The organism is Commensalibacter nepenthis, assembly GCF_029953305.1.
Classification (GTDB): Bacteria; Pseudomonadota; Alphaproteobacteria; order Acetobacterales; family Acetobacteraceae; genus Commensalibacter; species Commensalibacter nepenthis.
This window is the reverse complement of sequence record NZ_JASBAN010000001.1, coordinates 1,565,558-1,578,429: the sequence shown is the minus strand read 5'-3', so window position 1 is coordinate 1,578,429 and position 12,872 is coordinate 1,565,558. Positions and strand designations below refer to the sequence as shown.

Annotated in this window: 13 protein-coding genes; all 13 read right to left on the bottom strand. The window is 35.5% G+C overall.

Annotation, left to right across the window (positions count from 1 at the left end; translation table 11 throughout):
• Nucleotides 1–33: 33 nt before the first annotated feature.
• Complete coding sequence (locus QJV33_RS07365) at nt 34–786, bottom strand: hypothetical protein (RefSeq protein ID WP_281462719.1); 753 nt, start codon at nt 784–786, stop codon at nt 34–36.
• A 148-nt stretch (nt 787–934) separates the two neighbouring features.
• Nucleotides 935–1,774 carry a KilA-N domain-containing protein gene (locus QJV33_RS07360; protein WP_281461739.1) on the bottom strand — a complete coding sequence of 280 codons (840 nt, stop codon included), beginning with the start codon at nt 1,772–1,774 and terminating at the stop codon, nt 935–937.
• Between the two features lie 7 nt (nt 1,775–1,781).
• Nucleotides 1,782–2,693: an IS1595 family transposase gene (locus QJV33_RS07355; RefSeq protein WP_281461738.1), complete on the bottom strand. Its 912-nt coding sequence runs from the start codon at nt 2,691–2,693 to the stop codon at nt 1,782–1,784.
• A gap of 231 nt (nt 2,694–2,924) precedes the next feature.
• Nucleotides 2,925–3,338, bottom strand: coding sequence for a hypothetical protein (locus QJV33_RS07350; RefSeq protein ID WP_281462718.1), 414 nt, complete (start codon nt 3,336–3,338; stop codon nt 2,925–2,927).
• Nucleotides 3,319–3,570 carry a hypothetical protein gene (locus QJV33_RS07345; protein ID WP_281462716.1) on the bottom strand — a complete coding sequence of 84 codons (252 nt, stop codon included), beginning with the start codon at nt 3,568–3,570 and terminating at the stop codon, nt 3,319–3,321. The genes QJV33_RS07350 and QJV33_RS07345 overlap by 20 nt, the downstream gene beginning before the upstream one ends.
• 76 nt (nt 3,571–3,646) lie before the next feature.
• Nucleotides 3,647–4,741 carry an SGNH/GDSL hydrolase family protein gene (locus QJV33_RS07340; RefSeq protein ID WP_281462715.1) on the bottom strand — a complete coding sequence of 365 codons (1,095 nt, stop codon included), beginning with the start codon at nt 4,739–4,741 and terminating at the stop codon, nt 3,647–3,649.
• The gene (locus QJV33_RS07335) at nt 4,741–7,032 is read right to left on the bottom strand and encodes a phage fiber-tail adaptor protein (protein ID WP_281462714.1); all 2,292 of its coding nucleotides are present in this window, start codon (nt 7,030–7,032) and stop codon (nt 4,741–4,743) included. The genes QJV33_RS07340 and QJV33_RS07335 overlap by 1 nt, the downstream gene beginning before the upstream one ends.
• A 27-nt stretch (nt 7,033–7,059) precedes the next feature.
• A complete protein-coding gene (locus QJV33_RS07330; RefSeq protein WP_281462713.1) occupies nt 7,060–7,956 on the bottom strand; it encodes a glycine-rich domain-containing protein in 897 nt (298 codons plus the stop codon).
• A complete protein-coding gene (locus QJV33_RS07325; RefSeq protein ID WP_281462712.1) occupies nt 7,956–9,878 on the bottom strand; it encodes a hypothetical protein in 1,923 nt (640 codons plus the stop codon). Before QJV33_RS07325 ends, QJV33_RS07330 begins: the two co-directional genes overlap by 1 nt.
• Nucleotides 9,878–10,507: a hypothetical protein gene (locus QJV33_RS07320; protein WP_281462711.1), complete on the bottom strand. Its 630-nt coding sequence runs from the start codon at nt 10,505–10,507 to the stop codon at nt 9,878–9,880. Before QJV33_RS07320 ends, QJV33_RS07325 begins: the two co-directional genes overlap by 1 nt.
• Nucleotides 10,497–11,909 carry a baseplate J/gp47 family protein gene (locus QJV33_RS07315; RefSeq protein WP_281462710.1) on the bottom strand — a complete coding sequence of 471 codons (1,413 nt, stop codon included), beginning with the start codon at nt 11,907–11,909 and terminating at the stop codon, nt 10,497–10,499. The genes QJV33_RS07320 and QJV33_RS07315 overlap by 11 nt, the downstream gene beginning before the upstream one ends.
• Nucleotides 11,902–12,252, bottom strand: a complete 351-nt coding sequence (locus tag QJV33_RS07310; RefSeq protein ID WP_281462709.1) for a hypothetical protein — start codon at nt 12,250–12,252, stop codon at nt 11,902–11,904. The genes QJV33_RS07315 and QJV33_RS07310 overlap by 8 nt, the downstream gene beginning before the upstream one ends.
• Nucleotides 12,249–12,869: a hypothetical protein gene (locus tag QJV33_RS07305; RefSeq protein ID WP_281462708.1), complete on the bottom strand. Its 621-nt coding sequence runs from the start codon at nt 12,867–12,869 to the stop codon at nt 12,249–12,251. Before QJV33_RS07305 ends, QJV33_RS07310 begins: the two co-directional genes overlap by 4 nt.
• Nucleotides 12,870–12,872 lie beyond the last annotated feature (3 nt).

Sequence of the window (12,872 nt, the reverse complement as noted above, 5' to 3'; positions counted from 1 at the left end):
ATTCATTATTATAAAGTTATTATTAATTTTTTGCTACCAAATTTGATAAACTGTATTTATTAAAGCTAAAGCATATCTATCCGCATATTTTTTCACGTTTTTTTTAGTTATCGCAAAGCACCAATAAAAAAACATCATAATAGTTAATATAAATGTTAAATTAAAAGACAATTTGACTATAAATAAATAACTAATAAAATTCTTGAAATCACAGAAATGATATGGATTATTTTGGAAAAACATAATAAATAATCCAATCATTATAAAAATACTTATAGATAAAGAAATTTTCTTAAGCGCAAAACTATTTCTAAAAAATCCATATGAAATATTTTCATATAATAAAATATAATACTCTTCACCTCTTGTTTTCATTCTTAAGGTATTAACAATAATATTATATTGTTTATCGGCCTCTTCAGGGCTATTTTTTTCTTCATCTTCTGTGGGTATTTTATCAGTTAAATTCTCTTTAATTATTTGATATATTTTTTGCTTCTCTATTTTATTAATTGTTTGATCCCCATGACGTAAAAAACGAGTTGTCGGCCAACCATTCCATTCCTTGACCAAATCTTTTTCTAATTGCTTCCCTTTACTTCTTGCATAAAGTGACAATAAAAATATAATTATTACTGAAAAAATAATTACAACTATAGAGTTAGCAATTAAAAATTTATTTAAATCAAGAAAAGAAGCTAGTAAAGCCAATATAGGGAAGCAAGCTATAATAACAGGAATGCATCTTGCTTTTAAGTTATATTCATTAAAAAATAATTTTACCATAATATCTATAGCCCATTCTTTATGAGATTTTTGTCAATTTTAACCTTTCAATAGGTATTATTGCAAATTAAATATTTTAGGTAATTATATACATCTCTACACAAAATAATTACAAATTCATAGAAAAATTAAATCTAAAAAACCTTATTTAGAATTGATCTTTTGGGTTGTATGTCAATGCTGTAATTAGTTTATTGTCTAGTTCTGTACGAGCATTCTCAGGAGTTGGTAAAGTAAGAATAAAATTGGTTAACGGGATTACTGACTCTTTATCACGATCTTTGAAATATTTAAGAGCTTTGTTAGGATCTACAATCCAATTATTAACCTCTAAATTAAAAGAAGTTATTAGTTCGTTTGGATATAGTTTTGCATTGACGTTAGGGCGTTTCCCGTCTCCAAAAGAGTGAGTATATGTTGGGAAAGAATCTGGATCATAACCATTACTTCTTAGCCATTTACAAAACATTTTTCCTAGAGAAATGTCTGGCATCATTCGATCCGGCAATAAGTATCCTCTTGATTCTAGAGGTGCTAATAGTTTTAATGTCATTTGATCTAGCATAGAAAAATGAGTAGGTGGTATTTTTTCTCTATTGATTAAATACCTGCGAATGTGCCAAGGAAGTGTTGAGTGTTTTTTCTCGCCACCCTGCATCCATTCTAAAACCCATTTAGATACCAGAACAGCAAATTTGGGTGATGCCCATTGGCCTAAATTTATTGCTACTTGAGGATGTACCCATGTACCTTGTAATGTAGGAACACCTCCTTGTATTGACTGTATTAATTCCGTGGTCGGAATTCCGACCACGGAAGAAAGTTCCTGAACAAAGGCCTTTGTAGTGGATAAACTATTATAATGCTTAAACTCTTTACTCGCAGCTTTACACATAGCAGTAGCATTAATGTAACCGTCGTAAGCGCGTTGCGATATTAAAACATTATTTTCTTGTCTTTGAATAAGCGGTAAATCTAATTGTTCCATTTCTACCTCATGTCGTTAAACTTTGATAAGTCATTCTACAACTCATATGTGTTAGCAGATAATCAAAGCGATGGTCTTGCCGGTGTTTACGGGTGTTGTAGCGGAATACAAATTCATCAACATATTTTTGTAAATGCTTAACTGACACCGAATGATAAATTCCAATGATGCCGCGCTTAAATAACGACCAGAAACCTTCTATAGTATTAGTATGAACTTTACCATTAACATATTCTTTATTGGCATGTTTTACGATAGCGTGGTTATAGATTTTAGTTAGTTGTGAATACCCTAACCATTCATCAGAATAAATAGTGGCATCTTTATTAGCGTAACTAACAATTTGCTTTGTCAATGTTGTTGCTGATACATCATTAACCTTTTTAGCATTTAATTTTCCTGAACGTTCAATCATGCCAAATACAGGTGTTTTATCTTTTGAACTTCTACCTTGAGAATGTTGTACTTTTCTACAGATATGACGAAATTTATTCTTGCCACCGACATAAGTTTCGTCTACTTCAATTTCATTGTTTAAGACATTGTTATTATCAAAACTAAAGCAATTGCGAATACGATGCAGAAGAAACCAAGCTGTTTTTTGCGTCACACCTAAGTCTTTAGCTAACTGCACTGATGAGATTCCTTTAGTATGACAAGTAATAATCCATATTGCTAAAAACCATTTTTGAAGTGGTATTTTTGAATTATCAAATAAGGTGTTTGTTTTAACATTGAAATATTTACTAGTATTCCTACAACGGTATCGATTACCCTTACATACATAAACTTTTGAAGCTGGATCAAAAGGAGAGATAATATTGCCACCCCATTTTAAATTCTCAAGGTGTTTGATACACGCTTCTTCATCTGGGAAAGTATTAATAAGATCTATGATAGTGTTAAACTTTTTAATCATTCTGCTACCTCTACTAATATCTTAGTATAACTTAACACAATGTCAATATTTTTGTGTATAAATGTATATAATTACCATATTTTATTTTACTTCCCCCGCCAGACCTTAATGAGTGCGCAGATTGCGCGGATGATGAGAGAGGCTGGAACACAGACAGCCATGATTGGGATGACCCAAGGGTCGTGGATTTTGATCCATTCGGCGTTGCTTTCCCACCACCATTTCAGGATTTCAAAGAAGTTCATGATATTTCTCTATCCCCTTTGCAATTCTGTATAGGGCATAGAGATTGATGGATGCAAAAACACCCCACGCGACCAAGCTGAAATGCCATTGACCATAAACAAGGATATTTAATGTTCCCCAAATTAACAAAGAGGAGGAAAAGAACGCTGCAACCCCTCTGCCAATCATGCTTTCACGACGCAAAGCAGTAAATTGAAACAACCCAAATACAATAAACAGCCACTGCCATACATCAAATGGAAAAAACTGTAAAAACCCATCAATAAAAGATTGTTGAATGATAAAACTGTTTGGCACACATAATCCATACACTCCAACAACCACCAGTAAAATAGAGTTCCACCACTCGGCAAACCAATGATCGTGCGTTTTCATCGAATTAAGTAATCTTTTGACCATCTTTGCTCTCCGTTTTTGAGACAGGCGGTGCTTTAAACGATGCTAAGACATGCAGCAATTTCCATAATTTATAGAGCTTACTGCTCGGCTCTGGCATTTTCCAAAACCGAATAATCAACGTACAAATCGTCACAATCGTCGTCACCACAGCCACAATGTTCCCCGCAATATCCCCAGGAATAACCCCCAGTAAATATTGAAAAACCTGCATCATTAAATCCAAATTGTCCATCTTGCTTTTTTCCCTTGTAAAAAAGACATAAAAAAAGACGCTTTCGCGCCCCGTTTTATGCCTATAAATATTTAATTTAAGAATGTGAAATACTTTGGAAAGTATAGTAATTACTATTATTGCTAACCGTTTTTATACTTACTGATACTTCACTAAAGATGAGTGGTCTTACTTTGTCGCGTAGGTCTGGCATTATATACCGTTTGTAATTACTGATCGTGGGATGATGGTTGCTAAGGATATTTTGGTAATTTGCATCTATAAAGTGAATATGGTTGTTAGCGGCATATTTATTGCGCATCACCGCATATTCACTTAGACGTGTTCCGTAAAATGGGCTGGTCATAATAATCGTTAGATTGGGATAGGACCCGCTTAACTCATCAACCAGTTCATAATTCAGATTGATAAAATCGGCTGAATTGACATTATCATTTGCGCCAACATTAAAAACCGCAATATCAATTCCCGTCCAATCTCTTACAATACCCTCATCCATATATTTATAATATGTCAAGGCATCTGGTGCCCAACCGTCCCCCATCTTGGCTAGCCCTGTCCCACCATATCCAACCGTAGAAACAGTTATCCCCAAGCTCTCACCAAGCAACGCACCAAAAGAACAGGTTGCATCATTGGACGTGATATCATCAAACTCTTTACCTACTGTGCCGAAACCTTCGCTCGATGATGAGCCTACTGCCAGCATCGTAAGGTTATTTAGGCGAGTTTCGTAAAAGATCGATGCATCATCCACCTCAATTGATTGTAAAATCATAACATTATTGTTTTTGACTTGATTGTTCGTCCATCTTGGCTTTTGATTAGAGGTTGTCCTTACCCAAATTTCGATATAATGAAAGGGAAGATTGGACATGAAGGGTGTTTCTGTACAATTTGGAACGCCAGAGGGCAAAGTAATCACGACCTCGGACAATGCCCGTGCGTACCCCCAATAAACCCCGTTAATATTATAAGCAATCACAGGTTCATAACCAGCCTCTACATTAGGCAAATTTAAATGAAGGGTGATGGTTTTATTTCCCTTCGTCAAAGCATCGGTCGTAAACACAACATTAGCCCCACTTGCATAACAAGTTGCTTGTTGCTCTTGTAACAACCATGTCCCTTTGGAAAAATGAATATTCTCGTGATCTGCATAGACAAACATTAGACGGTTTCCTTTAGAGCGTTCCCAGAAATAGAAGTTATATAAATATTGGCACCCTTTGTATCAAAAACAGATGGGGGATTATTCGTGCCATAGGATGCGAATGGTAACGATGGAAAGGTAGTCATCGCTTCATTATAAGGCACAGTTTTGGCTTTAAAGCTGCTATTTTCGTCCAAAATCACATTGACAAGCGGCGAAGTGGCATTTTCATTAGCAAGACGACCATCAACCAAAGGATAAAAGAACCCGTTTAAATTGTAATCCGTTGGCGTGTCTGGTGTTTGCGTAACATCATAATCTTTGTAATATTTTGCTGTGCCAATTAACAAAGAAAGATGCTTAATGCTCAGGCAATTTGGATCAACAATATATTGGTTCCAGTCCAATGCCCTAAAATACAGATTTTGAAAATTGGTTGCAAAATTTCTTACATGAACTAACTTCCCATCAACAAAAACATGCATTAAATTATTGTTACTAGAAACCGCCAATATATGCCATTCATCCAATGTGAGTGCATCCACTAAAGTAAATTCTGCATCAGGCGCGGTATGGTATTTAATCGTTAATCGATTGATACTATTCGCAGTTAACCCAATACTGTACATATTGTTTATGTTCCCCACAATGGTGCGACGTAATTTTGGAATATTATACTCGCTTTTAAATTTAAAAGCCAATTCCATCGTAAAGATTGGAATATCCATCGTCGAATGAAGCGACATAATCCCGCTATACAAACCCTCTTCATTAAACAAAGACTGATTAGCAACAATCGAATTATTTAAGTAATAAGGGCAAATCGATTTAAATGAATCCAATAAGCTGTTCGGTTTTAAGAGTAAACCATTAGTTAATTGCTGGTTAGTCACGTTATTATTAATACATACATACCAACCATCATAGCTCGCAAAAGACGATTGCACAGCTGTTTTATTCACCCGAGTTGGAAGTTGGCTCGATAAAGCAATATCTTTTACCGTTAACTCATTGGCAGGAACAATCATATTTTCTGTTCCTCGGATGCGTAAATCTGAAAAATAGAAATTAGCGGGTGGATAGTTTCTGTTAAAAAACACCCCATCAATCGCAAAAGACATAAAACCACGATAACCAGCATTTAAGCACAAGGACAAAACATGAAAGTTATTATCCGTTAAATTAAGTCCTAAATTCGTATAATCAACCTCATAGGCTTTAGTTGTATTGTTACTATATACCGCGATTGTTTTCTTGTTTGGATTAACACGAATATTAATATTTCCATTATAGCCAGCAATATAATAATCCATATCCGTCGTGGTTGTTAATTTAAAGCTGGTCCTTACTTCTAAAAGCGTAGGGGTTGCCACTGAACTTCCCGTAAATTGCAAATAGCCTGCTGTCACCCCATCATTTCCAGAAACGCCGTCTTTGCTGAGGGTTATTTGGTCAGGGGCAAAATTAACGGGCGTGGTTCCACTGTTGTTTTTATAAGATGTTTGAAGTGTAAAATTATTCATATTTAAAGGTATCCATTGTTTGTTTTTTTTGATTACAAGTTGTTGGGTAGAAGGGTTGAACATTATTGCACCATCTTTTACATCTTCAAATGGAACGCTATTTACGTTCCCTAAAATCAAAGACTGAACATTTAAATCAACCGTTCCATCATTGACATAGCTTGCCCCATCTTTACCAGCCTCACCCGTTTTGCCTTGATCGCCCTTTACGAGTGCAAGGTTAAGCGTATTAGCACCATTCTCACCTTGAATAATTTCGGCTGTTGCTTGTTGATCTGGTTCAAGTGTTGTGACGGTTCCGATAGAAAGAGTATATGAAGCTTTCCCTGCTGGTCCTTGCGCCCCCATAATAACATTGTAATTACTACCAGCTTCAAGAATACCCTCTGGTCTAATGGGTAAAATACAAATAAACTCTAAGTCTTCACCTTCAAGAGTTTTGATAACAAAATTGATACCAACGTCAGCAATCATTTCACCACCAGAAATAAGAATGGTGAATGTCTGTTTATCATAAGACACTTTCTCATTCGTCACTGTATCGTTATTTGGATACATCTCAACACGAACGATTTCATCACCATTAAGCATTCGATTTTTAAGATCAAATGAATAATGCTTTTTTTCTTGAATACCTTTACAACTTAGTCTCAGCACTGTAGTTGCTAAGCACCCTGCAGGTAAGGTTAAAATATCTCTGTTTTTTTGATAAATAACATTGTCATTTTTTGTATCTGTCGTTGTTTCTGAACTACAACTCAGAGCATTTTCTGGAAAATGAACCATTCTATACCTTTAAATTTAAAATAATTATTAATTCGTCAGATTAAACAAGCAATAACCACCAGATCCAAAACCACCAATCCAATAGCCTGGTCTTTGTCTGTCTCTGGTGCATCCACCACCACCACCTGCACCATAGCCAGATGCACTTTCACCATGATCTGCCCAAGTTGGCTGCCCACCCACGCCTAGGGGGGTATTCCCACCTGCACCACCGATTTTATCGTTGTTATTCCCTCGCAATCCATCGCCACCAGCAACACCATTCGGAGAACCACCTACGCCACCTTTGGGGTTTGCTCCTGAATAATTCACTGCCAGTGCGTTTTGACCGCCTTGTCCACCTGTCACACGAAGCTTCTCTTGATTATTAATCATGATATAACTGTCTGATCCATTCCCTCCGTCTGTTTGATACTTATCAGTAGGAGAGCCACCTGCGCCGATATGAACGGTGATTGTTTCACCACCAGATAGCGAGAAACTTATATTTTGTTGATAACCACCAGAACCGCCTCCTCCTCCACTAGCACCATATCCCGTTTCATCCCCACCACCACCAGAGCCACCACCAGCCATTAACCATTCAAATTGAATTTTACGTGACTCATTTGGAGCTTGAAATGTATAATCTCCTGGGCTCGATACTTCTCTGTAAATAGCGTTTGACCAGCTTGTCGCTCTTATCAATCTGCCTTTAACAAAACCTGTTGGAACCCATGGGATAGTATAATTTTGATTTCTCAATGCTTGGATATGATTAGATAAATCTTGCCAATCACTTGCGGTAATTAAATCACCAACATTTTTATAATTCTGATATTGAAATGCTGATATTTGACCATAAAACCTGATGACTTCGTTATAATCGTCAACCTGCATTAATCCACCTAAGAGTAACGAGTTATTTAAATATCCAAACGCCATCAACATCTCCCTATAGATTTAACGCTACACTCAACTAGTTTTATCGAAGGATCATCACTAGCCTCTAAAGCAAAACCAATGATATCTTCTGTATTTTTTAACTTTGTTGCGATCCCATTAATATCCGATAAAGTAATAGGATCCCCTTTTGAAATAACTCCAATAACTTTGACGGGAACCCGACCAGCCAATGCCACAGGAAGCGCAAGCGGATGATCTTTAATACTTTCATTCATTTCAAGCCCAGGTTTTGTAGAGATAATGCCTATAAAAAAACCGCCCTTTGAGGCGGTTGTAATCTCATTTATTCCTCCGATCTTCACGATCGTTCCTGGGTCATAATTTTGATCCGCAATATAATATTCTGCTAAATCTGCATATTTCGCTTGTAACGCTGTTCCTTGAAAGTTTTCGGCATACATATTGCCAAAATTATCAAAAACGTAATTATAATTATTGCTTCCACCAGAAACATAAAATATCAAATTATTTGAAGTTCCAGCGTGTTCTTGAAAATACAAAGCAGCATTCATATTACTGCCATTATTAAATTGAAATTTAAGGCTACTTGTATTTCTATATTTTCCGGTATCAACTGATCCAGAATCCGAGGATAATAATATATCATTATTTTTAACTTGAACACTATTAGCTGTAACTACTGATTGTGGAAAATAAACTGAGGTATCAAAAGTAACTTTATCACCATTATTGTTAGTTATTGTATTTGTTTGCACCGCATCAGTGGTCAACTTACCAGTTGTGTTGAAACTCATACTTTTTGTTACACCACCGCCCGACGCTTGGAATATCAAAGAAGTTTCGACCCCTGGATGTTCTTGTAAGTAAATATTTCCACTAACACCACGATTTTGCAAATTAAAATTTATACCGTTCCCATGTATATACCCATTACCATCAGCAGCAGTGTTACTACTTTGAATAGTGACATTACCATCCTGTATAATCGCTTGATTAACCATAATAGAGTTTGAACTTATAGCTGTTTCAGCCGAAATATTTTTACATGAAAATTTGCCAAAATTATCAAAAACATAATTATAATTACTGTTTCCACCAGAAACATAAAATATCAAATTATTTGAAATACCAACATGTTCCTGGAAATATGCAAGCCCCCGCATACTGGTATCCTCACCAAATTGCCAGATTATAGAACTTGTATTCCTAAAGTTTCCAGTATCAGGTCGGTCTATATTCGATATTAACTGGAGATCATTATAATTCAGCCTGAATGAACCTTGTGCAACAAACGGCTGTGAAAAATAAACCTCTGTATCAAAAGTTACCTTACCAGCACCGTTGTTAGTTATCATATTTGCTTGAAGTTTGTTTCCGATAAAAGCCGAATATGAACCATTAAGAGTGATACTACCATTTTCAAAAGAAATTAATGCAACATGGTTAGCGTTTTTAATATACCAGGTATTATCTTGACCGACCCAATATGTCTTGTTACCTCCAGCCCAAAAATAATTACCATTAGTATGCATCACACCAGTTAAGGTATCACCTGACTTTCGATAATAGGGCGTAAAATCAATATTTCCTAACGCGTTATCGACATCAGATTGATTGGCTTTGTCTTTGATCTGATTCAAAGGTTCTGCTGTGATCTTATTTGAAACTTTAGTTCCTTGGCTCCATTTTTGTGGAAGAGTCCCTTCTTGTCCCCTTAAAACAGTAAATTTATCACCATCTTTTGCGGTAACAAAGCATATCTCCGTATTATCATCATTATCATATCTAGCTAGAGTAATGGCGAAACATTCTTTGTTATGTTTATTTGGGTTTGGAAAAGAAACGCCAGCACCAGTTGAAACCGTAATAACTGTAGCATTTTCATCGATATTGCTGCTTAACAGCGTATTTAAATTATTTCCAAATAAGAATTTATCCATTATTCACTCTCCAAAATAAATTTATACATAAAAGGAAGGTTAATTAAATTATTAATAATGGCATCTTGTAAAAGCTGCATAAAAGTAGAGTTTGAAAGACCATTCAGAACTTTAATATAAAAGATTCTATCTTTGGGAATAATGGAGATATTGTTTATATCTATATCATTATTTGGGCATATATTCAAAAACCGAATTACTCTTCTTTTTAAATAAGGTATTGTAAAAGTAAAACCATCTGCTTTATAAAAGTTCCATTGAATAATTTTTTTAAATTCTTCATCGGTCATACTGTGTGCTTTAGAAACTTTGATGACTTTTGCAGCATTAGGCTCAATTTCATTTGGATCAACCGTATTTAATCCACTTCGAACAAGGTTATTGGCATAAAGCACTTGCTTTCTATCCATGCCATATATGTTTTTAGCAACATAATCGAGCCATAATCCTGTCTTGGTAAAATAATTAGGTAAATTTAAACTATTAAAATCATCTACTTGTTGATTTGCGAGCTTATTATAACTATCAAAAAAAGCTTTAATATATTCATCCCCCTCCCACTGCCAATATAAATAAGCTTGTAAATTATGCGTATAGGGTGCGACTACTTCTTGGTTATTATTTTCCATCTGTCACTACTATTTTTTCTTCAGTGGTATAAAAATATGATTGAGGGTCACCACGGATTATATTTTCTTTTGGTAATGGTTCTTGCTGAACCCCATCAATAAAGATCAAAATTTCGATATTGGTAACTAAATTTTGATTAACAACTTGGTTTACGCCTTCAAGAAATATTTTTTCAACTTCGTATAAATTAATTGAGTCCCCGATACTTATACCGTTTATATACTGAACAATTAACGGTATGGTTGTGTTGGAAATAGCGCCTACATACAGACTGCTCTCAACATCCGTATTCCAAATTAATTGAACTTCAACTTGTTGCTGCAAAGGAACAACAAAAGGGATTGTATAACTATCTACGCCATCGCGTAAAATAATTGAACGGTTTCTGATGTTTTGATTTAAGATCAAACCACCTGTATAATCAGAAAAATTCGTAGTATCTACTGGAATTGAGAAACTATTTGCTGTTAAAATTTTTGCCTTAAATCGTTTATTCTGAAGGTCGTTAAACCCTAGACCTGAGAATGTGACCAAGTCTCCATCTTTTAATCCATGGATTAAATTAGTATACATAACTGTTGGATTACCTTTGTCAAACCTTGACACATCAATAACAGATGGCTTCAAAATTCCAGTCGTTGGGATCGATTGAAAAATAGCATTCGCCACATCATAAGGATCTCCACCCCCACAGATAACAGAGTAGCCATCTCCATTTGCAATAATTGATAATAATCTTTGTTGAACATTAGGAATAGCAAGTAATTTAGTGCGTATCATGGTAGGCGTAGCTGTTGAGGTTACAATACCCGCATTCATAATCCTGGCTCTATAATCTGCGTAAGATTCAGCTTTTGAACCAATAATGCCAATTTGTGGGTTAGTAACCGTTAATTTTATATCGTTACGAACAGATGATTCAATCTTAGTGATTGTGTTTGCTGGAATATCGAAAACAGACGTATCTTGTGCTAATACATATACTTGCCCAGATGACCCTTCTTGATTAATGACCGTATCATTCTGCACAATAAAACGATGTATTCCATCCGAAATAATAAAGCCACGTGGCACAATAAAACCAGCTGTCCCCGTAAAAACTACATAAGCACTACCACTTGATCCCGATTTCCGTATAATACCATATACAACACCCAGCTGATCCAATAATGCTTCATTTGCTGTTGATGGAGAGATGGAATTAATTAAATCTACTTTTGCTTGCTCAATAAAAACTGCACATCCACAACAAGTGCTAAGTAAATCTTCAATCAATGTTCCTGGTAAAGATGCGGTATAATCAGGAACCGTATTTTCAATTTCAGATTGAATTTGCTCCCGAATGACCTGAGGAGGAGTTGGAACCACCCCTTCTTGCGTAATAACTAAATTATTAGCCATTATTTCTTATGCCTTGAATTATTTGGTTAATTTGTCTGCCGTTATTCGTAAGAACATTAACATTGTAAATCGGGTCACGTTCTTGAGTAACACGCGTAATAGTCAAAGATGCGAAGTAAGGGGAAAATTGATCCCTTACTAAAGCAACATAGTAATCAGGATAAATATTGGTTGCTATCGTCTCAACCGCAGGAATGCCATAAGTAGAATAAAACGGACTTTCCCCTAATACTAATCTTAAAACTTGTATCAACCAGTAAACATAAACATCATCGTCACTGGTAAGAACCAACCATTCTTCTTTTCCTGTGTCCTCATTCCTGACTTTATGATAAATCCTCATCCAATCACCCCGCCTGTTGGCTGACCTTGGTTACCATTCTCATGTTGGTGAGATTTGAATTCAATATTACCAACTGTCAGGGTGCCTTTAATATCCACATCCCCATTAATAGTAATATTCTTTTTAAGAGTAACATCCCCGTCAATCTCTATGGAATTTTTTGTGATATAAACGAAAGTCTTTCCATCTTTAGACTGGATTTTTACACCTTGATCCTCGCCGTAAATAACCAAAATATCTTTATCAGTTTTTGGATCTAACTGGCTGGAAATGGGTAGAAAAGCCATATTACCCAAATTAAAACCAGCTATATCCGTAGGCGCAGTCTGCCCCATCCCTATAATGTGATCTATATTAACAGCCAAGGGTATTAAAAGACCCCGACAACCTTTTTGAATAGGCAATCTTATATATTCTGATCTTAAAACAGGCACTTCTATTTGCGGGTAATTATTAACCGAGGATATTTCGATATTAACAATCGCTATAAATCCATCATAATTTTCGACTGTTGCAGGCCATATTTTTCCCTGCAAATCATTATTGCTATTGACAGTATTTTGCGAAATATCAATAAGAGATTTGAAGAGTGGCGCTTTTAATGGATTTTCATACATGAT